This window comes from Klebsiella sp. WP4-W18-ESBL-05 (assembly GCF_014169075.1).
In the GTDB taxonomy this organism is placed as follows: Bacteria; Pseudomonadota; Gammaproteobacteria; order Enterobacterales; family Enterobacteriaceae; genus Kluyvera; species Kluyvera ascorbata_B.
Map to the genome: position 1 here is coordinate 766,718 of NZ_AP022057.1, position 25,932 is coordinate 792,649.

Annotated in this window: 23 protein-coding genes, 1 tRNA gene and 1 riboswitch; of the genes, 10 read left to right on the plus strand and 14 right to left on the minus strand. The window is 55.8% G+C overall.

Annotated elements, in window-relative coordinates:
* The first annotated feature begins 108 nt into the window (after nucleotides 1-108).
* Nucleotides 109-942, plus strand: coding sequence for a DUF4942 domain-containing protein (locus tag H7R58_RS03725; RefSeq protein WP_182934620.1), 834 nt, complete (start codon nucleotides 109-111; stop codon nucleotides 940-942).
* Between the two features lie 101 nt (nucleotides 943-1,043).
* On the opposite strand, the gene H7R58_RS03730 is transcribed toward H7R58_RS03725, so the two are convergent.
* Nucleotides 1,044-1,119 (minus strand) — tRNA-Ile (locus tag H7R58_RS03730).
* Between the two features lie 126 nt (nucleotides 1,120-1,245).
* On the opposite strand from H7R58_RS03730, the gene mug reads away from it, so the two are divergent.
* A complete protein-coding gene (gene mug / locus H7R58_RS03735) occupies nucleotides 1,246-1,752 on the plus strand; it encodes a G/U mismatch-specific DNA glycosylase (RefSeq protein WP_106929606.1) in 507 nt (168 codons plus the stop codon).
* A gap of 165 nt (nucleotides 1,753-1,917) precedes the next feature.
* Here the strand turns inward: mug and rpoD are convergent, their stop codons facing one another.
* From rpoD to rpsU, 3 genes are all read right to left on the minus strand, one after another.
* Nucleotides 1,918-3,762, minus strand: a complete 1,845-nt coding sequence (gene rpoD, locus H7R58_RS03740; RefSeq protein ID WP_106929608.1) for an RNA polymerase sigma factor RpoD — start codon at nucleotides 3,760-3,762, stop codon at nucleotides 1,918-1,920.
* Nucleotides 3,763-3,915: 153 nt separating this feature from the next.
* On the minus strand, nucleotides 3,916-5,658 hold the full coding sequence (dnaG, locus tag H7R58_RS03745; RefSeq protein ID WP_106929610.1) for a DNA primase: 1,743 nt from the start codon (nucleotides 5,656-5,658) through the stop codon (nucleotides 3,916-3,918).
* Nucleotides 5,659-5,772: 114 nt separating this feature from the next.
* Nucleotides 5,773-5,988, minus strand: coding sequence for a 30S ribosomal protein S21 (gene rpsU / locus H7R58_RS03750; RefSeq protein ID WP_001144069.1), 216 nt, complete (start codon nucleotides 5,986-5,988; stop codon nucleotides 5,773-5,775).
* Nucleotides 5,989-6,224: 236 nt separating this feature from the next.
* Between rpsU and tsaD the strand changes: the two genes are divergently transcribed.
* Nucleotides 6,225-7,238, plus strand: a complete 1,014-nt coding sequence (gene tsaD / locus H7R58_RS03755; protein WP_106929612.1) for a tRNA (adenosine(37)-N6)-threonylcarbamoyltransferase complex transferase subunit TsaD — start codon at nucleotides 6,225-6,227, stop codon at nucleotides 7,236-7,238.
* Nucleotides 7,239-7,295: 57 nt separating this feature from the next.
* Here the strand turns inward: tsaD and plsY are convergent, their stop codons facing one another.
* Nucleotides 7,296-7,913, minus strand: a complete 618-nt coding sequence (plsY, locus tag H7R58_RS03760) for a glycerol-3-phosphate 1-O-acyltransferase PlsY (protein ID WP_106929614.1) — start codon at nucleotides 7,911-7,913, stop codon at nucleotides 7,296-7,298.
* Nucleotides 7,914-8,020: 107 nt separating this feature from the next.
* Between plsY and folB the strand changes: the two genes are divergently transcribed.
* Nucleotides 8,021-8,380 carry a bifunctional dihydroneopterin aldolase/7,8-dihydroneopterin epimerase gene (gene folB / locus H7R58_RS03765; protein ID WP_182929996.1) on the plus strand — a complete coding sequence of 120 codons (360 nt, stop codon included), beginning with the start codon at nucleotides 8,021-8,023 and terminating at the stop codon, nucleotides 8,378-8,380.
* A 93-nt stretch (nucleotides 8,381-8,473) separates the two neighbouring features.
* Nucleotides 8,474-9,295: an undecaprenyl-diphosphate phosphatase gene (bacA, locus tag H7R58_RS03770; protein WP_106929617.1), complete on the plus strand. Its 822-nt coding sequence runs from the start codon at nucleotides 8,474-8,476 to the stop codon at nucleotides 9,293-9,295.
* Nucleotides 9,296-9,305: 10 nt separating this feature from the next.
* On the opposite strand, the gene H7R58_RS03775 is transcribed toward bacA, so the two are convergent.
* Entirely contained in the window at nucleotides 9,306-10,547 is a 1,242-nt protein-coding gene (locus H7R58_RS03775) for a multifunctional CCA addition/repair protein (protein WP_106929619.1), read from the minus strand.
* A gap of 65 nt (nucleotides 10,548-10,612) precedes the next feature.
* Nucleotides 10,613-11,233, minus strand: a complete 621-nt coding sequence (locus tag H7R58_RS03780; RefSeq protein WP_182929997.1) for a TIGR04211 family SH3 domain-containing protein — start codon at nucleotides 11,231-11,233, stop codon at nucleotides 10,613-10,615.
* Nucleotides 11,234-11,467: 234 nt separating this feature from the next.
* Between H7R58_RS03780 and H7R58_RS03785 the strand changes: the two genes are divergently transcribed.
* From H7R58_RS03785 to hldE, 3 genes are read left to right on the plus strand one after another with little or no spacing between them, the layout of a single operon-like run.
* Complete coding sequence (locus tag H7R58_RS03785; protein WP_182929998.1) at nucleotides 11,468-12,769, plus strand: CYTH domain-containing protein; 1,302 nt, start codon at nucleotides 11,468-11,470, stop codon at nucleotides 12,767-12,769.
* Between the two features lie 21 nt (nucleotides 12,770-12,790).
* A complete protein-coding gene (gene glnE, locus H7R58_RS03790) occupies nucleotides 12,791-15,631 on the plus strand; it encodes a bifunctional [glutamate--ammonia ligase]-adenylyl-L-tyrosine phosphorylase/[glutamate--ammonia-ligase] adenylyltransferase (RefSeq protein ID WP_106929623.1) in 2,841 nt (946 codons plus the stop codon).
* 47 nt (nucleotides 15,632-15,678) lie between these two features.
* Nucleotides 15,679-17,115 (plus strand): bifunctional D-glycero-beta-D-manno-heptose-7-phosphate kinase/D-glycero-beta-D-manno-heptose 1-phosphate adenylyltransferase HldE, encoded by a 1,437-nt coding sequence (gene hldE, locus H7R58_RS03795; protein WP_106929625.1) that lies wholly within the window; start codon nucleotides 15,679-15,681, stop codon nucleotides 17,113-17,115.
* Nucleotides 17,116-17,236: 121 nt separating this feature from the next.
* On the opposite strand, the gene H7R58_RS25580 is transcribed toward hldE, so the two are convergent.
* Complete coding sequence (locus H7R58_RS25580) at nucleotides 17,237-17,353, minus strand: type I toxin-antitoxin system Ibs family toxin (protein WP_353654618.1); 117 nt, start codon at nucleotides 17,351-17,353, stop codon at nucleotides 17,237-17,239.
* 199 nt (nucleotides 17,354-17,552) lie between these two features.
* Nucleotides 17,553-17,831 (minus strand): ubiquinone biosynthesis accessory factor UbiK, encoded by a 279-nt coding sequence (ubiK, locus tag H7R58_RS03805; RefSeq protein WP_106929629.1) that lies wholly within the window; start codon nucleotides 17,829-17,831, stop codon nucleotides 17,553-17,555.
* A 121-nt stretch (nucleotides 17,832-17,952) separates the two neighbouring features.
* A riboswitch (FMN riboswitch) is annotated at nucleotides 17,953-18,103 on the plus strand.
* A gap of 105 nt (nucleotides 18,104-18,208) precedes the next feature.
* Here ubiK and ribB point away from each other — a divergent pair.
* The gene (ribB, locus tag H7R58_RS03810) at nucleotides 18,209-18,862 is read left to right on the plus strand and encodes a 3,4-dihydroxy-2-butanone-4-phosphate synthase (RefSeq protein WP_182934621.1); all 654 of its coding nucleotides are present in this window, start codon (nucleotides 18,209-18,211) and stop codon (nucleotides 18,860-18,862) included.
* A gap of 55 nt (nucleotides 18,863-18,917) precedes the next feature.
* Here the strand turns inward: ribB and H7R58_RS03815 are convergent, their stop codons facing one another.
* The 5 genes from H7R58_RS03815 to zupT form a co-directional block, all read right to left on the minus strand.
* Nucleotides 18,918-19,991, minus strand: a complete 1,074-nt coding sequence (locus H7R58_RS03815; protein WP_182929999.1) for a fimbrial protein — start codon at nucleotides 19,989-19,991, stop codon at nucleotides 18,918-18,920.
* Entirely contained in the window at nucleotides 19,988-20,722 is a 735-nt protein-coding gene (locus H7R58_RS03820; protein WP_106929632.1) for a fimbrial biogenesis chaperone, read from the minus strand. The genes H7R58_RS03815 and H7R58_RS03820 overlap by 4 nt, the downstream gene beginning before the upstream one ends.
* A 14-nt stretch (nucleotides 20,723-20,736) precedes the next feature.
* Nucleotides 20,737-23,181, minus strand: coding sequence for a fimbria/pilus outer membrane usher protein (locus H7R58_RS03825; RefSeq protein WP_182930000.1), 2,445 nt, complete (start codon nucleotides 23,179-23,181; stop codon nucleotides 20,737-20,739).
* A 55-nt stretch (nucleotides 23,182-23,236) separates the two neighbouring features.
* The gene (locus H7R58_RS03830; protein ID WP_182930001.1) at nucleotides 23,237-23,809 is read right to left on the minus strand and encodes a fimbrial protein; all 573 of its coding nucleotides are present in this window, start codon (nucleotides 23,807-23,809) and stop codon (nucleotides 23,237-23,239) included.
* Between the two features lie 362 nt (nucleotides 23,810-24,171).
* Nucleotides 24,172-24,945: a zinc transporter ZupT gene (zupT, locus tag H7R58_RS03835; protein ID WP_106929637.1), complete on the minus strand. Its 774-nt coding sequence runs from the start codon at nucleotides 24,943-24,945 to the stop codon at nucleotides 24,172-24,174.
* Nucleotides 24,946-25,140: 195 nt separating this feature from the next.
* Here zupT and ygiD point away from each other — a divergent pair, with 195 nt between their 5' ends.
* A complete protein-coding gene (ygiD, locus tag H7R58_RS03840; protein ID WP_182930002.1) occupies nucleotides 25,141-25,929 on the plus strand; it encodes a 4,5-DOPA-extradiol-dioxygenase in 789 nt (262 codons plus the stop codon).
* The last annotated feature ends 3 nt before the right edge of the window (nucleotides 25,930-25,932 follow it).

A 25,932-nucleotide genomic window follows, 5' to 3' on the forward strand; every position in this document is an offset into this window, starting at 1 on the left:
GTACAACCTTCCCGAATTACATTCCTGATCTTTCTCCCTTGTTTACTTATTGCATAATGCGCCTGCCATTACTTGGTGGGCGCGTTTGCTTTTTACGGACAAACTATCATGCAAACAGAAGCTGAAGTATTAACCGAACATAGCGAGCTAATTTACTCGACCAGTATTGAACGCATAGTGACAGGCCGCGATACAGCACTAAAAAAGATCGAGCAACTCATCCAACAACTTGATGCCATCTCACGGTTAACCTCAGAAATTGGCGGGGGTACAGCGCAAGACTGGGCGATGAAAGCCGAGCATCGTTACGATAGCTGGCTGACTGAGCAGGCTGATAAAGCGATGCTTGCCGTCACCCGCAATATAGATCGCAGTATCTGGCGAGACCTGATGCTGCGGTCCGGCATGATGGCCTTGATGGATGCGCAGGCTCGCGACCAGTGGCATAAAAACTTGGAGGAGGGGGAGCTACCCGCCATTAGCGAGGCGAATATCCTCAGTACTTTTGAGCAGCTACATCTGAACAAAATAGATGTATTTGAGCGCGGCATTATCAATGTCTTCAAAGGCCTGTCGTGGGATTACAAAACCAATAGTCCCTGCAGCTTTGGTAAAAAGGTCATCGTCAACAATCTGGTGACGCATAACCGCTGGGGATTTAGTTTGAACTGGGGCTGGCGTAGGGATCAACTGGCGGATCTGGAGCGAATGCTATTTCTGCTGGATGGTAAACCGATACCCGACAACCGTGGCGATGTTACTACTCGATTGATGGAACATATTCGGGACAACCTTTCGAACGATGTTTACGAAGATGATTTCTTCAGTATCCGTTACTTTCAGAAGGGAACAGCGCACATCACTTTTAAGCGGTACGATCTGACAGAAAAGATGAATGATATCGTGGCGAAGCACTACCCGGGGATGCTGGCAGCGAGATGAAGAGGATAAGGGACAATTCCTTACCTGACCCATTACCTGACCCAAATCGCATCCAAAGAAAAAGGAGTCAGACGATTTCTCATCTAACTCCTTGTTTTGTTTGGTGGCCCCTGTTGGGTTTGAACCAACGACCAAGCGATTATGAGTCGCCTGCTCTAACCACTGAGCTAAGGGGCCAGGTAGCCGACGATTATAATGTAACAGCGGCCACCAATCCAGCGTTAAGCGCGCACATGCTGTTTTTATAAACAATGCATTTTCAATTCGTTATACTCGTCTCACGATGTATTAGTCGAGGATATTATGGTTAAGGACATTATTGATTCGGGGCTGCGGGTGCTGTTCTGCGGTATTAACCCGGGGCTGTCGTCTTCCTCACTGGGCTACCCCTTTGCGCACCCGGCAAACCGTTTCTGGAAGGTGCTACATCTGGCGGGGTTTACCGAACGCCAGCTAAAGCCGGAAGAGGCGGAGCAGATGCTGGAATTTCGCTGTGGCGTGACCAAGCTGGTTGAACGCCCGACGGTGCAGGCGAGTGAGGTCAGCGTGCAGGAGTTACGCAGCGGCGGGCAGGCGCTGATTGAGAAAGTTGAGCACTACAAACCTGCTGCATTAGCCGTTCTGGGTAAGCAGGCCTTTGAACGCGGCTTAGGGCAGCGCGGGGCGACGTGGGGCAAGCAGACGTACATGATTGGCGATACCGAAGTGTGGGTATTACCGAATCCGAGCGGATTGAGCCGGATTACGCTGGATAAATTGGTAGAGGCGTATCAGGAACTGGACGTGGCGTTGAAGGTGCGGGGCTTGTAGGCTGGATAAGCGAAGCGCCATCCGGCAGAGCCTGTGCAGATTGCCGGATGGCGGCGTACAGGCCAGAGTCGCCCGGCCAGGCGCAGCGCCGCCGGGGAATGTTCCGCGCTTAACAGGCAAAAAAAAGCTCCCAAAAGGGAGCTTTTTTGCATTTTACCCGGGCGATTAATCGTCCAGGAAGCTACGCAGCACTTCAGAGCGGCTCGGGTGGCGCAGCTTACGCAGCGCTTTCGCTTCGATCTGACGGATACGTTCGCGGGTCACGTCGAACTGTTTACCCACTTCTTCCAGCGTGTGGTCGGTGTTCATATCGATACCGAAACGCATACGCAGGACTTTCGCTTCACGGGCGGTCAGGCCGGCCAGAACGTCGTGCGTGGCGGCACGCAGGCTCTCGGTGGTCGCAGAGTCCAGCGGCAGCTCGAGGGTGGTATCCTCGATGAAATCACCCAGATGCGAATCTTCATCGTCGCCGATCGGCGTTTCCATGGAGATAGGCTCTTTAGCGATCTTCAGCACTTTACGGATCTTATCTTCCGGCATCAACATGCGTTCAGCCAGCTCTTCCGGCGTCGGCTCGCGGCCCATCTCTTGCAGCATCTGGCGGGAGATACGGTTGAGCTTGTTGATGGTCTCAATCATATGTACCGGGATACGGATGGTACGCGCCTGATCCGCGATAGAACGGGTGATCGCCTGACGGATCCACCAGGTTGCATAGGTGGAGAACTTGTAACCACGACGGTATTCAAACTTATCAACCGCTTTCATCAGACCGATGTTGCCTTCCTGAATCAGATCCAGGAACTGCAGGCCACGGTTGGTGTATTTTTTGGCGATAGAGATAACCAGACGTAAGTTCGCTTCAACCATCTCTTTTTTCGCACGGCGGGCTTTCGCTTCACCGATGGACATGCGACGGTTGATGTCTTTCACCTGCTCGATGGTCAGGCCGGTTTCTTCTTCAATCTGCTGCAGTTTCTGCAGGCTGCGCATAACGTCTTCTTTTACGTCGTGCAGCTTTTCAGACCACGGTTTGTTCATCGCGATAGCCGCGTTGAACCAGGTTTCGCTGGTTTCGTTGCCGGTGAACAACGTGATGAAGTTTTTCTTCGGCATTTTGCACTGTTCAACGCACATCTTCATGATGATACGTTCCTGGGTACGCACGCGGTCCATCATGGTACGCATGCTGTTGACCAGGTAGTCGAACTGTTTCGGTACCAGACGGAACTGCTTGAACACTTCGGACAGCTTCAGGATCTCTTCCTGAGCGGCAGCGTGGCTGCGGCCTTTGGCTTTGATCGTGTCGCGCGTCACTTCGTACTGAGTACGCAGCTCGGCGAATTTCTCACGCGCCAGCTCGGGGTCGATGCTGTTGTCGTCGTCGCTGTTGTCGTCGCTGTCTTCGTCTTCGTCTTCATCGTCGTCGTCCATCTCTTCCTGAGACAGCTCGGAGCCAACGTGCGTAGCGGTCGGTGCCATATCTTCTTCGGCATTCGGATCGACGAAACCGGTGATCAGGTCGGACAGACGGGCTTCTTCCGCTTCAACGCGATCGTACTGTTCCAGCAGATAGGTGATCGCTTCCGGGTATTCGGCAACGGAGCACTGTACCTGGTTGATCCCGTCTTCAATACGTTTGGCGATGTCGATTTCGCCTTCGCGGGTCAGCAGCTCTACGGTACCCATTTCGCGCATGTACATGCGCACCGGGTCGGTCGTACGCCCGATTTCAGATTCCACGCTGGACAGAACCTGTGCAGCCGCTTCTTCAGCGTCTTCATCAGTGTTGTTGGAGGTTTCAGCCAGCAACAGATCATCGGCATCCGGTGCTTCTTCCATCACCTGAATACCCATGTCGTTGATCATTTGGATGATGTCTTCGATCTGATCTGAATCGACGATATCTTCCGGCAGATGGTCATTGACCTCGGCATAGGTCAGATAGCCTTGCTCCTTACCACGTTGGACAAGAAGCTTGAGCTGTGACTGCGGGTTTTGCTCCATAAGACGGTATCCACACTTAATTCATTTGATTGGTGTCGGTCGGCGAACGAACCGCCGACATTTAAAGCGAGGGCGTACTTATATTCGTGCCGCTGCGCCTCGGGCGGCTGTCGGGGGCTTCCCGATAGGTATTCGGCAGTTAAGCCGTTAAATTCACTTTTTTTCCAGGGCCTGTCTTATTTCCCAGAATTCCCTGCGCTCTTCACTGCTCAAACCGTGCGTGCGATCGCGAGCTATCAACTCTTCCTGTCGCTGTTCAAGCATTGAATCAAAAATTCGGTTTAGCGTGTCGGTGAACATTTTTTCAACGTTCTCATCCTTTATATCGTTCCAGGTTGAGAGTTTTTCAAGTGTTGCGTATTCACTTGCTCCGCGATAATTCTCCAACAGCTGGCCGGTCGTCAGGCCCGGTTGCGCAACGCACAGGTTCACCAGCTCGGTGAACAGGTTGAGCCCCGGCAGCTTTGCCTGCGCGAGCCCATGCATAGGAGGGACGAGCGGTGCAAGATTCGGGTTTTGCACCAGTAGCCCTATAAGTATACGCATAGGCGTCTGTTTTATCTGCTGAGGCGGGCGTACCACGCCACTTTCTGCCTGTTTTGGCATTAAACGATCAAGCGCCGCATCGTCGAAGATGCCGAGCTTCAGGCCCAGCGTCTGGCGCAGCTGAATACGGTGCGCGTCGCCCGGGACCTGGCTTATCAACGGCAGCGCCAGCGCGGCGAGCTGGGTACTGCCGTCCGGCGTACTCAGGTCAACCTGTGGTAAGAGGTTGTTAAATAAGAAGACGGAGAGCGGCTGTGCGTGCTCCATCCGTGCTTCAAAAGCCTCTTTACCTTCTTTGCGTACCAGCGTATCCGGGTCTTCACCTTCGGGTAGAAACATAAAGCGTAGCTGACGACCGTCGGTCATGTACGGCATGGCGGTTTCCAGCGCGCGCCAGGCGGCGTCGCGGCCGGCACGGTCGCCGTCGTAGCAGCAAATCACGTTGTTTGTCGCACGGAATAACATATGGATGTGGTCAGCAGTGGTCGACGTACCCAGCGAGGCCACGGCGTAGTTAATACCGTATTGCGCCAGCGCGACGACATCCATATATCCTTCGACAACCAGCAGCCGCGGTGGTTCAGCGTTATGCTGCTGGGCTTCATAAAGGCCATACAGCTGGCGACCCTTATGGAAAATATCGGTTTCCGGGGAGTTCAGGTATTTCGGCGTATCGTTACCGAGTACGCGGCCACCAAAACCTATTACCCGGCCTCGTTTGTCGCGAATCGGGAACATCACGCGATTGCGGAAACGGTCGTAGGTTCTTCCCTGGTCGTTATTGACCAGCATTCCGGCATCGAGCAACAGCTTTCTGTTGTCGACATTACCCCCGAAACGTTTTAAGGCGTTATCCCAGCCCGGCGGTGCAAAACCAATAGCAAACTGCTGGACAATCTCGGCACTCAGGCCGCGTTGCTCCAGATACTGGCGTGCTGGCTCGGCAATGGGTTGGGCGAAGGATTGCTGATAAAAATCATTTAACCCTTCCATTAGCTGATAGAGATTCTGGCGCTGATGACGCTCTATCTGGCTAAGGCCTGTTCCGGCTTCATACGGCACTTCAAGATTGTGCATGGCCGCCAGTTCTTCAACGGTTTCAACGAACTCGAGCTTGTCGTAGTTCATTAAAAAGTCGATGGCATTGCCGTGCGCGCCGCAGCCAAAGCAGTGGTAAAACTGCTTATCACCGTTGACGGTGAAAGAGGGGGTTTTCTCGTTATGGAACGGACAGCACGCATGGTAATTTTTGCCCTGCTTTTTTAGCTTCACCCGTGCATCGATCAGATCGATGATGTCGGTGCGAGCCAGCAGATCATTAATAAATACGCGTGGGATTCGTCCAGCCATAGGCCCCGTTTATTTGAAGACTTATAAACGAAAACAAGCCGCGCATTCCTTTCGGAAGCACGGCCTTGCAACTACAACTCGGTCTGCAACCTGAGAGCCGATGCTCTCAACAGATTAGTACAGACGAGTACGGCGTGCGTTTTCGCGAGCCAGTTTCTTCGCGTGACGTTTCACTGCAGAAGCTTTAGCGCGCTTACGTTCGGTAGTCGGTTTTTCATAGAACTCACGACGACGAACTTCCGCCAGAACACCCGCTTTTTCACAGGAACGCTTGAAGCGACGCAGTGCTACGTCGAACGGCTCGTTTTCACGTACTTTAATTACCGGCATGTAACTCTCACCTTTAATAAATTCGGTTTGCCGCTGGCATCAACGCCAGCTTATTTCAAAATGGTGCGGAATTTTACTGCAATTGCTGCTGCTTTGTAAAGCACCGACGCGATTTTGAGAGGGACTTTTATAAGGACAGGGAGTATACACGAGCGGAACTCCAGGGGCGAACAAAGTTTTACATCAACCGGCATTGGCCCTACACTGCGCGGTATTGAAACGAGGTAAATTTAGCCATGCGTGTACTGGGTATTGAAACATCCTGCGATGAAACCGGCATCGCGATTTATGACGACGAAAAAGGTCTCTTAGCCAACCAGCTGTATAGTCAGGTGAAATTGCACGCTGACTACGGTGGCGTGGTGCCTGAGCTGGCCTCGCGCGACCACGTGCGTAAAACGGTTCCCCTGATTCAGGCGGCATTACAAGAAGCGAATCTGACGGCCAAAGATATCGATGCGGTGGCCTATACCGCCGGTCCGGGTCTGGTTGGCGCGCTGCTGGTTGGCGCAACGGTTGGCCGTTCGCTGGCGTTCGCCTGGAACGTGCCGGCGATTCCGGTACACCATATGGAAGGGCATCTGCTGGCGCCGATGCTGGAAGACAACCCGCCGGAATACCCGTTCGTTGCGCTGCTGGTCTCTGGCGGACACACGCAGCTGATTAGCGTGACCGGCATCGGTCAGTACGCGCTGCTGGGCGAGTCGATTGACGATGCGGCAGGGGAAGCCTTTGACAAAACCGCCAAGCTGCTCGGCCTGGATTATCCCGGTGGCCCAATGCTGTCGAAGCTGGCCTCACAGGGAACAGAAGGGCGCTTTGTCTTCCCGCGCCCGATGACCGACCGTCCGGGGCTGGATTTTAGCTTCTCTGGTCTGAAAACCTTTGCGGCCAATACCATTCGTAATAACGGTAACGACGATCAAACGCGAGCCGATATTGCCCGTGCATTTGAAGATGCGGTGGTGGATACGCTGATGATCAAATGCCGACGCGCGCTGGATCAAACCGGCTTCAAGCGCCTGGTGATGGCTGGCGGCGTGAGCGCCAACCGCACGCTGCGCGCGAAGCTGGCGGAAATGATGCACAAACGCGGTGGCGAAGTGTTTTATGCGCGCCCTGAATTTTGTACCGACAACGGCGCGATGATTGCCTATGCCGGAATGGTGCGCTTGAAAACCGGCGTGAACGCGTCGCTGGGCGTGACCGTCCGTCCGCGCTGGCCGCTGGCTGAGCTGCCTGCGGCCTGAGTCATGGTCATCACGATGAAAAAAGCCCTCTGTAACAGGAGGGCTTTTTTATGTCGGCTATTCGGCGTCTTTTGGCTTACTTTTTTTAAATCGCGCCCAGACTTTGGTTTCCTGGCGTCGCCATAAACGCTGAATGTTGTCATGGTGACGCAGTAAGATCAGGCAGGAAAGCATAGAGACAGGGAAAGTGTACTGGGGCTTAAACCACCAGACGTAGAACGGCGCAACCAGCGCGCTGACGATGGCGCCCAGCGATGAGTAGCCGCTTAATAAAATCGTCAGTAACCAGGTGCCGGCCATCACGCCGGTGAGATCCCAGCCGATAGGCGCAATGGCACCAAACGCGGTAGCGACGCCTTTTCCACCCTGAAAGTGGAAGAATACCGGCCAGATATGGCCCAGACAGGCGGCAATCGCCACCAGCCCAAGCCAGAAGGGGGATAAGCCTAGGGCATAGGCACCCCAGACGGGCAGCATCCCTTTCAGGATGTCGAAAACCAGGACGGCTACGGCAGCACCTTTACCGCCGACGCGCAGCACATTTGTGGCTCCGGGATTGCCGGAACCACTGGTGCGCGGGTCAGGTAACCCCGCAATGCGGCAGACCAAAATGGCGCTGGAAATTGAGCCGCAAAGGTAGGCAAGGAGGATCATTCCAGGCTCGATTGCACTCATAACGCTGTTCCATTGTGAAAATGTCGAAGTATTCTCTGCATCTGTGGATAATACGCATAATTCGCCGGAAGTGGTATCCGGTTTAGCCTAAAACCAAGCAGGTCGTGATGGATATTGTATTTATAGAGCAACTTTCGGTAATCACCACTATCGGTGTTTATGACTGGGAACAAACCATTGAACAGAAGCTGGTGTTCGATATCGAATTAGGCTGGGATAACCGTAAAGCCGCCGCCAGCGATAACGTGGAAGATTGCCTGAGCTATGCTGATATCAGCGAGGCGGTAGTGAAACACGTGGAAGGCAGCCGTTTTGCGCTGGTGGAGCGCGTGGCTGAGGAGGTCGCCGACCTGCTGATGGCGCGTTTCCGCTCACCGTGGGTGCGTATTAAGGTCAGCAAGCCGGGCGCGGTGGCGCGCGCGGCTAACGTTGGCGTTATCATCCAGCGTGGCCATATTCCTAATTAATCTTATTATTCGTCATATAACTTAAACCAAAGTGATTTATACCGGTCTTAGTGCCGGGTTTATTTTATTGTTTACTTTTTAAGGGTTTATTTAATGAGCGATATACACTCGCTGCTGGTAGCGGCCATTCTGGGTGTGGTCGAAGGATTGACGGAATTTCTGCCCGTTTCCAGCACCGGCCATATGATTATCGTTGGCCACCTGCTGGGCTTTGAAGGGGATACGGCAAAGACGTTTGAGGTGGTGATCCAGTTGGGGTCGATCCTCGCGGTGGTGGTCATGTTCTGGCGCCGCCTGTTTGGTCTGATTGGCATCCACTTCGGTCGCCCCCCGGTGCACGAGGGTAATGGTACAGGTCGCCTGTCGCTCATTCATATTCTGCTGGGGATGGTGCCGGCAGTGGTGCTGGGACTGGTGTTCCACGACGCTATTAAATCGCTGTTTAACCCCATTAACGTGATGTATGCGCTGGTGGTTGGCGGCCTGCTGTTGATTGCTGCCGAATGCCTGAAGCCGAAAAATCCGCGCGCGGTTGGCGTTGACGACATGACCTATCGCCAGGCGTTTATGATTGGCTGCTTCCAGTGTCTGGCGCTGTGGCCGGGCTTCTCTCGCTCCGGAGCGACCATTTCCGGCGGTATGCTGGTCGGCGTGAGCCGCTACGCGGCGTCCGAGTTCTCGTTCCTGCTGGCGGTGCCCATGATGATGGGCGCCACCGTGCTGGATCTCTACAAGAGCTGGCACTTCCTGACCGCAGGCGATATTCCGATGTTCGCCGTCGGTTTTGTGATGGCGTTCCTGGTGGCGCTGGTGGCCATCAAGACCTTCCTGCAGCTGATTAAACGTATTTCGTTTATTCCGTTCGCCATCTACCGCTTTATTGTGGCGGCCGCCGTGTACGTGGTCTTCTTCTGAAGACGCGCCCTCAGTCTTTCGGCTGGGGGCAACGCTTTTCCTTCCAGTTTGCGACCGCCTGAATGCGGCGTCGCGTCAGCTCCTCGCGGATTGCCGGGCCTTTAAATCCGGCCTCAATCACCTCTTTGTTCCCTACGCTTTTGGCAACGGCCCAGGCCTCGCGCAGCAGGCGCCCCTGCGGGTAATCACAGGCCTCAAAGCGGGTGCGCCCGCGCACGTCCGCCTCGCTGGTCAGCGCGATTTGCTCTACGCGCTGCGGTTTACGCCAGGCGTCGATGGCATCAAACAGTTTCACCAGCGTTTTCGGTTGGAGGATGGGCAGGGTGTGAATTAAATCGTGGAACTCGGCAACCAGCTTCGCCAGCTCGCGCATGTCATTCGGCACTTTCAGACGCTGGCACAGCTGTTCGACCAGCTTGACGCCCGCCGGGCCGTGGCCGTGATGGCGAGGCCAGAATTCTTTAGGCGTCAGCCCTTTGCCTAAATCGTGGCACAGGGTGGCGAAACGGACGTCGATATCCGGGCTCAGCATGGCTGCCATAGAGACGGTCATCAGCGTGTGGACGCCGGTGTCAATTTCCGGGTGCCATTTCTCCGGTGCCGGGACGCCAAACAGCGCGTCAATTTCCGGGAACAGCACCTTTAACGCGCCGCAGTCGCGCAGCGTCTGGAAGAACACCTGCGGGTTGCGGGTGGAGAGTGCGCTCTCGGTCTCTTTCCAGACGCGCTCCGGCGTCAGGTGCGCCAGCTCGCCGGCGTCGGCCATCGCACGCATCAGCGCGAGGGTTTCGTCGGCAATACGGAAGCTCAGATGTGCATAGCGTGCGGCAAAACGCGCCACGCGCAGGACGCGCAGCGGGTCTTCAGAGAAGGCGGGTGAAACGTGGCGCAGAATGCGCTGCTGAAGATCGCGCTGGCCGCCGTACGGATCGATGATCGTGCCGTCGGCATCCTGAGCGAGTGCGTTAACGGTGAGGTCGCGACGCAGCAGATCCTGTTCAAGCGTAACGTCCGGTGCAGCGTAGCAGGTAAAACCCGTATAGCCGGAGCCGGATTTACGCTCGGTGCGCGCCAGCGCATACTCTTCGTGGCTTTCGGGATGCAAGAAAACAGGGAAATCACGGCCTACCTGTTGATAGCCTGCATCCAGCATTTGCTGCGGCGTGGCACCGACCACGACCCAATCTTTATCTTTGATCGGTAGGCCTAATAACCCATCCCGAACCGCTCCGCCGACCAGATAACTCTTCACGCCACGCTTCTCCTCGTCAATTTCCTTCTGATAATACGAAAGAAGTCGACTTAAGGCGAGTTGGCTTAGTTCATCCAGCGATCTTTACGCTTGCGGCTTGGAATGATGTGCGGCAGCACCAGACCAAGAAGCAGGCCGATACCGAGCACGCCGCCGCCATACATAAACCACTGCATGATGATGGTGCGCTGCTTATCGTCAAGCTGCAGATTGGCGGCATTCACTTTTTTCTGCGCCACGATAAGCTCGTTTTTCAGCTTCTGATTTTCGTTTTTCAGGCCGTTAATCACACCATCGCTCTCAGCGACCTTTTTCTGCATTTCTGCCGTACGCTGGTTCCAGGTGGTGTCGATGTTGTTCAGCTTGTCGGTCAGGGTTTTTACCTGATTTTCCAGATCCGGCACGCGGGTGCGCAGGCTCGGCGTCGCGGTCAGCTCTTTGAGGGGAATCCATGCGGTGCGGCCGTTGCTGTCGCGCACCTGGCCATATTGGGTGTTTTCGTTGGTCTGTAGCAGGGTCACTTCTTCACCCGCGTTGACGGTCCCGGCCAGGCGATAGTTATCGCCCGGGCCGCTGCGAACCCAGGTGTTCAGTTCATCAGAAACGTAACGCTTTTCATCGGCGTGAGCGACGGTTGAAGCGGTAAGTGCAAGTAAAGTAATGGCAATTAAGCGTAATTTTGGCATCAGATCATCGTTTTTGTCATAAAAGTGGAACGATAGTAGTGGCAACAGTCTGACGACGCAAAGCATTCTGCGGCAATCAGAATCCTCCAGGAGGAAAAAAGGTCATCAGCAGCTGGCCTGACAAATTGCGCATTGCATGGCAATTTGTCGCAAAATACTATCTACTGACAAAAAGAATACCTGTAAGTTCGCCCTAAAGGTATTTTCCGGCAACGAAACCATAAGAATTCAGTCATGGCTCAAGAAATCGAACTCAAATTTATCGTCGATGACGCTGGCGTTGAAACGCTGCGCAACCACCTTCATACCCTTAACGCAGAGCACACCCCGCCGGGGCAACTGCTGAATATTTATTACGAAACTGCGGATAACTGGCTGCGCCGCCATGATATGGGGCTGCGCATTCGCGGCGATAACGGCCGTTATGAAATGACGCTGAAAATCGCCGGGCGTACCGTCGGCGGGCTGCATCAGCGTCCGGAATACAATATCGCTATCGACACCCCTGAGCTGGCGCTTGATAAGCTGCCGGCGGAGGTCTGGCCGAACGGTGAAATGCCTGAAGGGCTGGCCGCGCAGGTTAACCCGCTGTTTAGCACTGATTTTTATCGTGAAAAGTGGGTGGTTATGCAGGGCGGAAGCCGGATTGAGATCGCGCTGGATCAGGGGGAAGTGAAAGCGGGCGAGCACCAGGAAGCGATTTGCGAGCTGGAGCTGGAACTGCTGAGCGGTGAAACTGCCGACGTACTGGCGCTGGCGAAACAGCTGGCTGAGACCAGCCTGCTGCGTCAGGGCAGCCTGAGCAAAGCCGCGCGTGGCTACCACCTGGCGCAGGGCAACCTGGAGCGTTCGATTCAGCCGCTGGCGATTTTAACCCTGCCGCCGAAATCGACGGTAGGGCAGGCGATGGAGGCCGCGCTGGAAAATGCGCTGGCCCACTGGCAGTACCACGAAGAGCTGTGGCTGCGGGGCAATAAGAAAGCGAAGATCGAGGTGGTTAACGCTTTGGGGCTGGTGCGTCATATTCTGACGCTGTTTGGCGGCATCGTGCCGCGCAAAGCCAGCGCGAGCCTGCGCGACGGGTTGACCCAGGTTGATGCGCTGATGGCAAGCAATGCCTCCGCGCAGGATGTCGTTTTCAGCCGTGAAACTGCGTTGACCAAGCTGGCCTACACCGAGTGGTTGGTGACCCGTGGCTGGCAGGCGTTCCTCGACGCAAAAGCCGAAGCCAAACTGGCCGACTCCTTTAAACGTTTTGCCGATATCCACCTTTCACGTCAGGCCGCCGAGTTGCGCACCACCTTCGCTTACCCGCTGGGTGATGCCTATGGCGACCAGCTGCCGCGTCTGACGCGCGGCATCAACACCGTTCAACTGCTGGCTGGGTATTATCCCCTCGAACAGGCGGCTAACTGGCTGGCGAACTGGCAGGGCCTGCGTCACGCTATCGAAACGCGCCAGCATATTGAAATTGAACATTTCCGCAATGAGGCACTGTCGGTTGAGCCGTTCTGGCTACACAGCGGAAAACGTTAATTAACTTCAGGGAACCCGCGTATGACGCCGCTTTCTTCGCAGTTACAGCAGCACTGGCAAACGCTTGTGGATCGCGCTCCGGACGATTTTCCCATCCGGTCGTTGAGTTCTGAGGCGCAGGCTGTTTTCACCTTCAGTGATTTTGTTCAGCAAAGTTTAACGGCGCACCCGGCGTGGCTGGCGTCGCTGGAAAGCGAACCGCCACAGGCGGATGAATGGCGGCAATACGCGGGCTGGCTGCAGGCCGAGTTGGCAGAGGTGTACGACGAGGCGGCGCTGATGCGCGCGCTGCGTCTGTTCCGCCGTCGGATGATGGTACGCATCGCCTGGGCGCAGGCGCTGTCGCAGGTTTCTGAAGAAGAGACGCTTCAGCAGCTCAGCCATCTGGCGGAAACGCTGATTGTCAGCGCCCGCGACTGGCTGTATGACGCCTGCTGCCGCGATTGGGGGACGCCGTGCAGCGCCGACGGTGTTCCGCAGCCGCTGCTGATCCTCGGGATGGGTAAGCTGGGCGGCGGCGAGCTGAATTTCTCTTCTGATATCGATCTGATTTTTGCCTGGCCGGAGCACGGCAGCACCCAGGGCGGTCGTCGTGAGCTGGATAACGCCCAGTTCTTTACCCGCCTGGGCCAGCGCCTGATTAAAGTCCTCGACCAACCAACGCAGGACGGTTTTGTCTACCGCGTTGATATGCGTCTGCGCCCGTTCGGCGATAGCGGTCCGCTGGTGCTGAGCTTTGCGGCGCTGGAAGATTATTACCAGGAGCAGGGGCGCGACTGGGAGCGCTATGCGATGGTCAAAGCCCGCATCATGGGCGATGATGACGGCGTGTATACCAGCGAGCTGCGTGCGATGCTGCGCCCGTTCGTTTTCCGCCGCTATATTGATTTCAGCGTGATCCAGTCTTTACGCAATATGAAAGGCATGATCACCCGCGAAGTCCGCCGCCGAGGCCTGAAAGACAACATCAAGCTCGGCGCAGGCGGGATCCGCGAAATTGAGTTTATCGTGCAGGTCTTTCAGCTGATTCGCGGTGGCCGCGAACCTTCGCTGCAAAGTCGCTCATTGCTGCCGACCCTGACGGCGATTGAGGCATTACACCTGCTCTCGGAAGATGATGCGCGCGCGCTGCGCGAGGCATACCTGTTTTTACGCCGCCTGGAAAACCTGCTGCAAAGCATCAACGACGAGCAGACGCAAACGCTGCCGGGTGATGAGCTCAATCGCGCCCGACTGGCGTGGGGGATGGGCTTTGCCGAGTGGCAGACGCTCACCGAACGGCTGGATGCGCTGATGGCGCAGGTACGCCGTGTGTTTAATGAACTTATCGGCGATGACGAAGAAAACTCGCAGGAAGAGCAGCTGTCAGAAGCCTGGCGCGAGCTGTGGCAAGATGCGCTACAGGAAGAAGATTCGCCAGCGGTATTGATGCACCTCAGTCATGATGATGGCCAACGCGTGCTGGCGCAAATTACCGATTTCCGTAAAGAGCTTGATAAGCGCACCATTGGCCCGCGCGGGCGCCAGGTGCTGGACTCGTTGATGCCGCACCTGCTCAGCGAAGTATGCGCCCGTGAAGATGCGCTGGTGCTGCTGTCGCGTATTACGCCGTTGCTGAGCGGTATCGTCACCCGAACCACCTATCTTGAGCTGTTAAGCGAATACCCCGGAACCCTAAAACACCTGATTCGTCTATGCGCCGCGTCACCGATGGTGGCCAGCCAGCTGGCGCGCTATCCGCTGCTGCTGGACGAGCTGTTGGATCCGAACACGCTGTACCAGCCGACGGCGACCGATGCCTACCGTGACGAGCTGCGCCAGTATCTTCTGCGCGTGCCGGAAGAGGACGAAGAGCAGCAGCTGGAAGCGCTGCGGCAATTTAAACAGGCACAGCTGCTGCACATTGCGGCGGCTGATATCGCCGGTACGCTGCCGGTCATGAAGGTGAGCGACCACTTAACCTGGCTGGCGGAAGCGATGATCGATGCGGTCGTACAGCAGGCGTGGGTGCAGATGGTGGCTCGCTACGGCCAGCCGACGCATCTGCGCGAGCGTCACGGGCGCGGTTTTGCGGTCATCGGCTACGGCAAGCTGGGGGGATGGGAACTGGGCTACAGCTCGGATCTGGATCTGGTGTTCCTGCACGATTGCCCGATGGATGCGATGACCGACGGCGAGCGCGAAATCGACGGTCGTCAGTTCTATCTGCGTCTGGCGCAGCGCATTATGCATCTGTTCAGCACCCGAACGTCGTCCGGTATTCTGTATGAAGTGGATGCGCGCTTGCGCCCTTCCGGTGCGGCGGGAATGCTGGTGACCACCGCCGAAGCGTTTGCCGACTATCAGCAAAACGAAGCGTGGACCTGGGAGCATCAGGCGCTGGTGCGCGCCCGCGTGGTCTACGGCGATCCGCAGCTTCAGCAGCAGTTTGATGCCATCCGTCGCCAGATCCTGACCAACGTGCGCGACGGCGGGGCGCTGCAAACCGAAGTGCGCGAGATGCGGGAAAAAATGCGCGCCCACCTCGGGGGCAAACAGCGCGACCGTTTCGACATCAAAACTGACGCGGGCGGGATCACCGATATTGAATTTATTACCCAGTATCTGGTGCTGCGCTACGCGCACGAGAAACCGAAGCTGACGCGCTGGTCGGATAACGTGCGCATTCTCGAACTGCTGGCGCAAAATGACATTATGGACGAGCAGGAAGCGCTGGCGTTGACCCGCGCTTACACCACGCTGCGTGATGCGCTGCATCACCTGGCGCTGCAAGAGCTGCCGGGCAATGTCGATCTGGCGAGCTTCGCTCATGAGCGCGAGCTGGTTAGCGCCAGCTGGCAGAAGTGGCTGGTCCAACCGTGAAGTATGCTATTATCGCGCGAAAATTTTGATTCTCTCAGGAGACACGAATGAAAGTGACGCTGCCGGAATTTGAACGTGCAGGAGTGATGGTGGTTGGCGATGTGATGCTGGATCGCTACTGGTATGGCCCAACCAGCCGAATTTCCCCGGAAGCCCCGGTGCCCGTGGTCAAAGTTGAAACGATCGAAGAACGTCCCGGCGGCGCGGCGAACGTGGCGATGAACATTGCGTCTCTGGGGGCGAATTCGCGCCTCGTGGGCCTGACTGGCATCGACGATGCGGCACGCGCGCTGAATAAGGCGCTGGCTGACGTGAACGTCAAATGTGATTTCGTCTCCGTGCCGACGCACCCGACGATCACCAAGCTGCGTGTACTGTCGCGTAACCAGCAGCTGATTCGTCTCGATTTTGAAGAGGGCTTCGCGGGCGTCGATCCGCAGCCGCTGCACGATCGCATTCAGAGCGCGCTGCCGACCGTCGGTGCGCTGGTGCTGTCCGACTATGCCAAGGGCGCGCTGGAAAGCGTGCAGCAGATGATTTCGCTGGCGCGTCAGGCGAAAGTACCGGTACTGATTGACCCGAAAGGCACCGATTTTGAACGCTATCGCGGCGCAACGCTGCTGACGCCGAATCTCTCTGAGTTCGAAGCGGTGGTTGGCAAGTGCAAAACTGAAGAAGAGATCGTCGAGCGCGGTATGAAGCTGATTGCCGATTTTGATTTGGCTGCGCTGCTGGTGACCCGCTCCGAGCAGGGGATGACGCTGCTACAGCCGGGCAAAGCGCCGCTGCATCAGCCGACTCAGGCGCAGGAAGTGTACGATGTAACCGGCGCCGGTGATACGGTGATCGGCGTACTGGCGGCCACGCTGGCGTCGGGCAAAACGCTGGAAGAAGCCTGCTTCTTCGCCAACGCGGCGGCGGGCGTGGTGGTCGGTAAACTGGGCACCTCGACCGTTTCGCCTATTGAGCTGGAAAACGCCGTGCGTGGTCGCGCCGATACCGGTTTTGGCGTGATGAGCGAAGAAGAGCTGAAGCTGGCCGTCGCTGCCGCGCGCCGTCGTGGTGAAAAAGTGGTGATGACCAACGGCGTTTTCGACATTCTGCACGCGGGCCACGTTTCTTACCTGGCGAACGCCCGCAAGCTTGGCGATCGTTTGATCGTGGCAGTTAATAGCGATGCGTCGACCGCACGTCTGAAAGGCCCGACTCGCCCGGTGAACCCACTGGATCAACGTATGATCGTGCTGGGCGCGCTGGAATCCGTCGACTGGGTGGTCTCTTTTGAAGAAGACACGCCACAGCGCCTGATTGCCGGGATCTTGCCGGATCGCCTGGTTAAAGGCGGCGACTATAAGCCAGAGCAGATTGCCGGCAGCGAAGAAGTGTGGGCCAACGGCGGTGAAGTGCTGGTGCTGAACTTTGAAGACGGCTGTTCCACCACCAATATTATCAAGAAGATCCAAAAAGACAGCGATAAGTCGTGATTGCGCGAGACGCATCGAACATTTTGCTGCGCTGCGTCTCTTGCGGTTGACGCTGTTCTCTTTTCGACCTAGATTAAAGGAATAAGGGTGAGAGGGGATTTCTCCCCCCTCTGATTGACTGTTAGTAAGCGGCGAAACTTATCAGTAACAGAACAACCAGTATGATGAGTTGCTTCATCATAACCCTTTCCTTATCAAAGCCCCTTCTTCGGTAGGGGCTTTCCCGTTTCAGCCCCATGCTGACAACGCGATTGTTGGTGAACGCACTGCCAGCGACAAGCCCTTTCTCTCTCCACGTTCTCAATGCGGAATCGTGCACGCAAAAACGGTTTGCGTGGCTCCAGACCGACGAATTTTGGCTAAAAAAATCCCCGGCGTTATCTGCCAGGGATGCGGTGTTTCTGTGCTGCTCGCGCGAAGAGGCGAAGCCGACGCTGTTACTGTTCGGCGGCCGATTCGTCTTTGGTCGCCGGGGTCTGGCGGGCTTCCAGCTCGCTAATCCGCTGTTCCAGCAGCGCCAGTTTTTCGCGGGTGCGCAGCAGAACCTGCGTTTGCACGTCAAACTCTTCGCGGCTGACCACGTCAAGGCGCGTCAGCTGTGACTGGATCACCTGGCGAACTTTCTTTTCTACGTCATCCCCGAATTCACGCAGGCCTTTCGGCATGGACTCGTGGACCTGGCGGGCGATTTGTTCAATTTTTTTCGGGTCGATCATCTCTGTTTCCCTGATTCTGTCGGCATTGCGGTTATTGTAGTGTCTTCTCCCGATGCGATAAACCAGAATTGTGCGAAGCTTATGCATTGCCGAAGATAATCAATAGCGTTATAGTAAGTACGCTTATTCTCAGGGCGGGGCGAAATTCCCCACCGGCGGTAAATCAGCTACGGCTGAAAGCCCGCGAGCGCTTCCCATGTCCAATGGGAGGGTCAGCAGATCCGGTGTAATTCCGGGGCCGACGGTTAAAGTCCGGATGGGAGAGAGTAACGATTCAGTCGGGTTAAACCCCGCTCGCGTTATCCATTTGCCGCTGGTCGGCACTCCTAAGACTGCCCTGATTCTGGTAACCATAATTTTAATGAGGTTTTTTTACCATGAATCAGACGCTACTTTCCTCTTTTGGTACTCCGTTTGAACGCGTTGAAAACGCACTGATTGCTCTGCGCGAAGGCCGTGGCGCGATGGTGCTGGACGACGAAGATCGTGAGAACGAAGGCGACATGATCTTTGCCGCCGAAAACATGACCGTTGAACAAATGGCGCTGACTATCCGTCACGGTAGCGGCATCGTTTGTCTGTGCCTGACCGACGAACGTCGTAAACAGCTCGATCTGCCGATGATGGTCGAAAATAATACCAGCGCCTACGGTACCGGTTTTACCGTCACCATCGAAGCGGCACACGGCGTGACCACCGGCGTTTCTGCCGCTGACCGTCTGACTACCGTGCGTGCGGCGATTGCCGATAACGCGAAGCCGTCAGACCTGAACCGTCCGGGCCACGTCTTCCCGCTGCGCGCGCAGCCGGGCGGCGTTCTGACCCGCGGCGGCCACACTGAAGCGACCATCGATCTGGTGAGCCTGGCGGGCTTTAAACCGACTGGCGTACTGTGCGAACTGACCAACGACGACGGCACCATGGCGCGCGCGCCGGAGTGCATCAAGTTTGCGAAAGAACACAATATGGCGCTGGTGACCATTGAAGATCTGGTGGCCTACCGTCGCGAGCACGAGCGTAAAGCCAGCTAATTTCGTGGTTTGTGCCGTCAACGTGAAGGCCGGGGTTATCCCGGCCTTTGTGTCTCTAATTGTAGTTAATCTTAAAGATCACCACGGATTCAAAGTGGCCCACCTTGACCTCTTCCCCTGCGACCTTTGACAGTTCAGCCTGATAGTCCTGCGTGACCGTCAGCAGCGAGCCGGTGAAATCGGCATATTCCGCGTACTGGTTAAAGGTGTTGAGCGTATCATCCGCGCTGTTGCGGATTTGCAGCCGCAGGCCGTTGCCTATCAGCAGCGCGGTATCCTCATCGACGAGCGTTTCGGTGGTATAGAAGGATGACGAAACCTTAAACCCGTCGTTGCACATGCCGTCCTGGGTTTTGGTGGTGGTGATGGAAAAGGTGCGGTTCATCGTGCCGCTGTCGATGTCGTAGGGGTTGAACGTACCGAAATCAATCACCTGGTTGGCCGGCTCGATGTTGAAGTTGACGTTACAGTCGAGCACGCGGATGTTTTCCAGGCCGTTAACGTGATATTTGAGGTTATAGGCGTCCGGGCTTTGGTTCCAGCCGTTGGCGCCGTCAAACTGTACCAGCGTGAAGTCGCCAAGCGTACTTTGATAGCCGTGCGGCGGCATGGTTTTTATTTTCACGTACAGCCGCATGCGGGCCATAAAGGTGCGCGAGTAGTGCGGATCGTCAGCGTTTTTGCTGCAGAGACGATCTTCCCATCCCGATGCTCTGATTTGATCGGCGGTGAATTTTTGATAATAAGCGTTATCGATGCAGGTGTTGGTATCAATGCCGACCGCGCCCTGTGTCGCGTCATAATCGACGCCCGCATAGGTCACACCCAATTGATAATGGGGGTCATCCACGCTGGAATAGGGGTTTACCCAGGCAAACACGTTTTCTCCGACGCGCTTACCGCTCTCCTCCCGGTCGCCGTTGTCGCAGTAGACCGGCACTTTGATATCACCGCTTTCCCAGATTTTATCCCCCACCTGGGCGTTATTCGGCACGGCGAATTCTTCCAGGGTTTGATATTTGTCGGTGGGACCGCCGGAGGCGCCAAGGTAGCAGTGAACGGCCCATGCGTTCTCGAAGGGAGCCAGCAGTAGCATCAAGAACAGCAGCGAAGCTAATCGGCGGATCATTTTTTGGCCTCTGGCACGGTGGCGCTGCAGCTACCCTGGCAGTTCAGGCGCAGCATACGTAAGGCGCCATAATCATCCATATAGCCAAGATAGAATCCTGACCCGCTGTTCGCTCCCGCGTTCAGGCTGGCGGCGGTGAACGGCGCCAGCATGGTGGTTTTAAAACTGGGGAACACGCCGTTGAGATCTTTACCAAAATAGGCCAGCGTAATGTAGTAAGGCGTGGGGTTGTTCACCTGCAACGTTTTGCCATTCAGGCGATATGTCATGCGCTGCTCTGTGGCGTCGCCCGGTTTTTTCTTCAGCGAAGCGGGCCGCCAGAACAGCTTGATTCTGGACTGCATCGCCACCTGAACGACGGCGTGGTTATCAGCATTCTCTGGGGTGGGTGGGATTTCGCGAATGTTGTAGTAAAACAACGATTCACGATCCGTCGGCAGCGTGGCGGCGCTACCCTGCTTGACGATGCGCACCTGGCTAATCGCACCGGGTTCCAGCCGCTGCATCGGCGGCAGGGCGGCAAAAAAAGCGTCGCTCTTCTTTCCCTTATCATCTTCAATCCACGAGTACGCCAGATAGGGGAGCTCCTGGCTGGCGTTGGTCAACTTCAGGCTGGCGGCTTTGTTGGCACCATTAAAAATCACTCTGGTGCGATCGGGAGACACCGCCGCCTGAGCGATGAGCGGCGCGACAAGCGCCAGACAAAACAGATTTTTTACGATGGGCGTCATTTCTTCATCCTTAATCAATGACAGGGCAGCATTAATGGCTGCGGAATAGCGGTGAGTGAGTCAGGCAGCGTAATACGACAGCGAGTCTCGGCCCATTGAACGGTAAATTGCTGGCCAGCGTTGACGCCGCTTAGCCAGACGTGGCCTTCTTCGCTGACCATGCCGACATCGCTTTTCCCTTCCTCGCCGTGAACGACGGCCCCCAGCGGCGGGTAGCTACCGTCGACGGCGCGAATGAGCGCGTTAACGTCCATCCCCGCGCGTGAAGCCAGCGTTTTATAGCCAATCGCGCCTTCGGTCCATGTTTCTCTCAGCGCGTTTTCACTTACCGTCACGCCGTCCGGCAGGGCGTCCATATTGACGGCGACGGTGGTCGGTTGGTAGCTGGCGATCATTGGAACGACGGCGTAGCCGAACAGGTTGGTGGCATTAAAATCGCCCTGTACCGGAATATCGGCAACCCCGTCGGTGCTGACCATCAGCCGTGGTTCATTACTGATACTGCGACGGTGGAACGCCGCCCCGTGGCGAGTGGCGGTGAAAGAGCCGTTCCAGCTGGCGCTGGCGGAGGTGTAATCGCTGGCGGCATAGCTGCCGGAAAGCTGTAGGTCGCCGACGGTAGAGCGATGCTGATAATTACCGCGGAACTGGGCGCCATTATCCGGCCTATCGGTTGCCGCGCCGGCGGAAACGCCCCAGGTATTGTGCGCATCGGACGAATCGTTCCATGAGACCGTATGGCTGGTATTGTCGCCGTTGCGCATATCGTAGCTTAAGCGCTGGGCGAAACCGAATGGCACGGAAACAGAGACGTAGATCTGATTATCGTTGTCACTCTCTTCATAGTGCGTGGTGCTGAACGTGGTGGTCAGTGAGATATTCTTCCAGCTACCGGCATCGAAATTAAAACCGGCGGTCACGCTGGCTGACGTGGAGGCATCGCCGTCCCACCACAGCTGGCGCAGCGCGGTGACGTAGAGATTCATGTTCAGTGCATCAATAGGCTGGCTGGCGGAAATACTGATGGTTTGCTTTTCGTCCTGCGTATTGTCGCTATCGATCTGGTGGTCGACAAAATTGGCGTAGCTGTGAAACGTCCGTTCGGAAAACCGATAGGCGGCCAGCGAAACCTGGCTGTCGGTGGCGTCGAAGCGTTTACTGTAGTTCAGCCGGTAGCTGGAGCCTTTATCTTGCTGGCCGTTATCAAACTGGCTGACGGCGTGCGTGACATCAAAGGAAACCGCGCCCAGCCAGAGCATATTTTGCCCCACGCCAAGCGCGGCGGAACGATAGTCGCTGCCAGCTGCCAGCAGGCCGCCATACAGCGACGTATTTGAGAGCGCCCCCCAGGACGCCTCCCCGCTGATAAAGGTGTCGTCTACCACGCTGTGTGAAAGGTCGGGGCGCATACGCCCGGTGGTGACTTTATAACGAATCTGGCCCTGACGGGTTAAGAATGGCGTGGAAGCGGCAGAAACCTGAAAGGTATTGACGCGGCCGTCCTCTTCGGTGACTTCGACGTCCAGCGTACCTTGTACCGACTGGTTGAGGTCGCTGATGATAAACGGCCCCGGCGCGACTTTGGTTTGATAAATGATCCTGCCATCGTGTTTTACCGCGACGGTGGCGTTGGTTTGCGCGACCCCGCTGATTTGCGGCGCATAGCCGCGCAGTTCCCAGGGGAGCATACGATCGTCGCTAACCAGCGATGCGCCCGCATAGGAGAAACCGTCGAAAATATCGGAGCTAAAGTCCGTTTCGCCAAGCGTTAATTTCGCGCCTAATGCGGTGAGCGGGCGGAATAAGTAGGTTCTGGAAATGGTGTGTGCGCTTTCGCTGCTATCGTCGCTGCGGGTCTGGCTAAGCTGATAGTCGCTGCGCAGCCGCCACGCGCCAGCGTTTATGCCGCTGGTGCCGTAGGCATTAAGGTTTTCGCTGTGGCCGCCGTCGTGCGGACGATAGCGGCTGGCGAAAAGATTATAGTCGAGCAGAAAACCGGCGACGCCATCGTTCCACGTTGCGGGCGGCATCCAGCCATTGACCTTCCGGTTCATCCAGGCCTGTGGAATAGCAATATCGAGCTGCTGTTGCGCTAAGTCGAACTTCAGCGTCATTTCCGGATGTGAGCGAAAACTGACGCAGCCGTTATCGACCGGCAGCGTGCGGAGAAATTCGTCTTTCAACCCTAAACTGTCGGCCAAATCGACCGGAATACAGGGTTCTACGTTTTGTTCTTCTTGTCGCCAGGTGAGCAACCGGCCAGAGGATATTTTATTTTTATTCACGGCAATCGAGACGAAATAATCGCCGGGCAGCACCGCAGGTTTATCTTTTAAAAGGGAGACATCAACGCTATTACGCATAGATTTATCCAGCACGTTAAGGTTGAACTCCGTCGCGCTAGCCGAGCAGGCGAATAATAAACCGCAGCCTGATGCAGTAATTTTGTCGATATTCACGGCGTCCCTACCTGATTATCTGAAAAAAAGGGCGGTCGAGCGGCCGCCCGGTATCTTATTTGTAAGACAGGACGTAGGTGGCGTTCGCGTTCACTGCGCCAGGGGTGGCAGGGGTGGCTTTCGTACCGTCAACCAGCTCCATATAGGCCTGGAACGGCAGCGTTTGTTCTGAAGAGGCCTGAACCAGCGTGATCTCTTTGGCGGTGCCAAGGGTGATATTCTGGCCAGTGCCGTCCAGCAGACGTACGCCCACGCCGGTTGCGCCACCGGTCATGGTGTTGGACAGCAGGCTTTCGCCTTCAGTCGTCACCGCGGTGCTGGTGAAGGTCACATCCACTTTCGTGATCGGGGAGCCCTGGCCGTTGTCTGAGCTCGGCAGGTCGCAATCGACCAGATGAATGCTGGAATCCACGGCGTCAGAGTGGCCCTTTGAGTTGATATAGCTAGCCGGGACTTCGCCGAGGTCAACCTGCTTGTCGACGTCTTCCGCTTTGATGGCGCAAGGTGCGGCGATAACGTCACCGGTAAAGGTGATTTTGCCGGAGCCGCCGTCCACGTCAGCCAGCGCTGCGGTTGATGATAAGGCTGCCGTAATCAGTGCAAACAGCGCTGTTTTTCCCATATTCATATCAAGATCCTTCATTTGTAGTATTGCCAGGTTAATTCATTTATTTCTCATATTTTATTTCTGGGAAATAAAATTCGAAATCAAAATGATAATTTCCGTTTATTGTTTAAGCGTGTTTTATCGTTAATTGAACGCGTTACGGTAGTAACTAATTTCATATTAAATAAACGTTGTTGCGGATAATAAAGGATTTTATCGCTATGAAGGAATGTAAACAGAGAAAATGGGAATTTATTTATATAATTATTGTGCGCGCTTTTTGAATAATAAATTATTTATGTAAATATATTCAATAAATGAATAGGAGCGCAGCGTGCGCTCCTGTTAAATATTTTGGCTTATTTAAGGGAGATATCAGCAGGTTAGCCGATTCCCATGGATTGCAGTATCACCAGGCTTAACCCCATTACCGACATTCCGCACAGCACGCCGTAGCTTGGATTGTTGTTGGGGTCGATCTCTTTTGCCAGCGGCATAAGCTCATCGACGGACAGTGCGACCATAATACCGGCCACCGCTGCCATGATTGATGCCATCACCACCGGCGATACCATGCTGCCGAGAATTGCCCATGCCAGCACGCCGCCCAGGATCTCAGCCATACCGGAAATACCGGCCCAGAATACGGCCTTGCGTTTCGATCCCGTCGCGGCGTACACCGGCCCGGCGACCGCCAGCCCTTCAGGAATATTGTGTAGCGCAACGGCCAGCGCGATACCAAAACCGAGTTCAAGATTATTGCTGGCAGTCACAAAGGTGGCGATACCTTCCGGGAAGTTGTGCAGGCTGATGCCCAGGGTCAGCAAAACGGCGGTACGGCGAATATTACGCGGCAGCGGTGGAGTATTTTTTTGCACCAGGTCCTGCGGATGGGCGTGCGGCAATACGCGGTCCAGCGCGAAGTAGCCGAGCAGCCCGAAGACAAACATGCCGTAGCCCAGCACCGGTGACATGCCCGGCGCATCAAGCGCTGCGGGCAGCATCTCCATCAGGGAGATCAGCAGCATAATCCCGGCGGCAAAGCCGAGGGAAAACGCCAGCACGCGGTTAGACGGTTTCTGACCAATCACCCCGAGAAAAGCGCCAATAAACGTCGCTGCGCCGGCCAATAATGTCAGAATCAGGGGTACCGACATCGTTCACTCCTTATGATAATGATTATCATTCATGATATTGAAAATCGTTTTCCCTTGCGAGGGCTGAACGCATTCTTTACGCCATCCTTACATTCAAATTTTCTGAAGATCATCATCACGCTTATCTGAGTTTATCCTCACTGAAAACAGGTTAATGTGGTGTTATTAAATCAACACCTCTGGAAGGATAACACCATGTCTCGTAGCCGAATGCCAGCACTGTTTTTAGGTCACGGTAGCCCCATGAACGTGCTCGAAGATAACCTTTATACGCGCGCCTGGCAGCACCTTGGCGAAACGCTGCCGCACCCGAAAGCGATCGTCGTGGTGTCCGCACACTGGTTCACCCGCGGTACGGGCGTGACGGCAATGGAAGCGCCAAAAACCATTCATGATTTCGGCGGTTTCCCGCAGGCGCTTTATGATACGCACTATCCGGCTCCGGGCTCTCCGGCGCTGGCGCAGCAGCTGCTTGAGCTGCTGGCCCCGGTTCCGGTGACGCTGGATAAAGAAGCGTGGGGTTTTGACCACGGTTCATGGGGCGTGCTGATTAAAATGTACCCGAATGCCGATATTCCGATGGTGCAGCTAAGCATTGACAGCACCAAACCGGCGGCCTGGCATTTTGAGATGGGCCGAAAGCTGGCCAGCCTGCGCGACGAAGGCATTATGCTGGTGGCGAGCGGTAACGTGGTGCACAACCTGCGTACGGCGAAATGGCATGGCGATTCCGCGCCTTATCCGTGGGCGACGTCGTTTAACGACTACGTGAAAGCCAACCTGGACTGGAAAGGGCCAACGGAACAGCATCCGCTGGTGAACTATCTGGCGCATGAGGGCGGCTCGCTGTCTAACCCGACGCCAGATCACTACCTGCCGCTGCTGTACGTTCTGGGCGCGTGGGACGGTGAAGAGCCCATCACGATCCCGGTTGATGGCATCGAAATGGGCTCCCTGAGCATGCTGTCGGTACAGATAGGCTGACGG

Coding starts and splice junctions, on each gene's coding strand:
- H7R58_RS03725 (WP_182934620.1), top strand. CDS start 109: ATGCAAACAGAAGCTGAAGTATTAACCGAACATAGCGAGCTAATTTAC.
- mug (WP_106929606.1), top strand. CDS start 1,246: ATGGTTAAGGACATTATTGATTCGGGGCTGCGGGTGCTGTTCTGCGGT.
- rpoD (WP_106929608.1), bottom strand. CDS start 3,762: ATGGAGCAAAACCCGCAGTCACAGCTCAAGCTTCTTGTCCAACGTGGT.
- dnaG (WP_106929610.1), bottom strand. CDS start 5,658: ATGGCTGGACGAATCCCACGCGTATTTATTAATGATCTGCTGGCTCGC.
- rpsU (WP_001144069.1), bottom strand. CDS start 5,988: ATGCCGGTAATTAAAGTACGTGAAAACGAGCCGTTCGACGTAGCACTG.
- tsaD (WP_106929612.1), top strand. CDS start 6,225: ATGCGTGTACTGGGTATTGAAACATCCTGCGATGAAACCGGCATCGCG.
- plsY (WP_106929614.1), bottom strand. CDS start 7,913: ATGAGTGCAATCGAGCCTGGAATGATCCTCCTTGCCTACCTTTGCGGC.
- folB (WP_182929996.1), top strand. CDS start 8,021: ATGGATATTGTATTTATAGAGCAACTTTCGGTAATCACCACTATCGGT.
- bacA (WP_106929617.1), top strand. CDS start 8,474: ATGAGCGATATACACTCGCTGCTGGTAGCGGCCATTCTGGGTGTGGTC.
- H7R58_RS03780 (WP_182929997.1), bottom strand. CDS start 11,233: ATGCCAAAATTACGCTTAATTGCCATTACTTTACTTGCACTTACCGCT.
- H7R58_RS03785 (WP_182929998.1), top strand. CDS start 11,468: ATGGCTCAAGAAATCGAACTCAAATTTATCGTCGATGACGCTGGCGTT.
- glnE (WP_106929623.1), top strand. CDS start 12,791: ATGACGCCGCTTTCTTCGCAGTTACAGCAGCACTGGCAAACGCTTGTG.
- hldE (WP_106929625.1), top strand. CDS start 15,679: ATGAAAGTGACGCTGCCGGAATTTGAACGTGCAGGAGTGATGGTGGTT.
- H7R58_RS25580 (WP_353654618.1), bottom strand. CDS start 17,353: ATGGGGCTGAAACGGGAAAGCCCCTACCGAAGAAGGGGCTTTGATAAG.
- ubiK (WP_106929629.1), bottom strand. CDS start 17,831: ATGATCGACCCGAAAAAAATTGAACAAATCGCCCGCCAGGTCCACGAG.
- ribB (WP_182934621.1), top strand. CDS start 18,209: ATGAATCAGACGCTACTTTCCTCTTTTGGTACTCCGTTTGAACGCGTT.
- H7R58_RS03815 (WP_182929999.1), bottom strand. CDS start 19,991: ATGATCCGCCGATTAGCTTCGCTGCTGTTCTTGATGCTACTGCTGGCT.
- H7R58_RS03820 (WP_106929632.1), bottom strand. CDS start 20,722: ATGACGCCCATCGTAAAAAATCTGTTTTGTCTGGCGCTTGTCGCGCCG.
- H7R58_RS03830 (WP_182930001.1), bottom strand. CDS start 23,809: ATGAATATGGGAAAAACAGCGCTGTTTGCACTGATTACGGCAGCCTTA.
- zupT (WP_106929637.1), bottom strand. CDS start 24,945: ATGTCGGTACCCCTGATTCTGACATTATTGGCCGGCGCAGCGACGTTT.
- ygiD (WP_182930002.1), top strand. CDS start 25,141: ATGTCTCGTAGCCGAATGCCAGCACTGTTTTTAGGTCACGGTAGCCCC.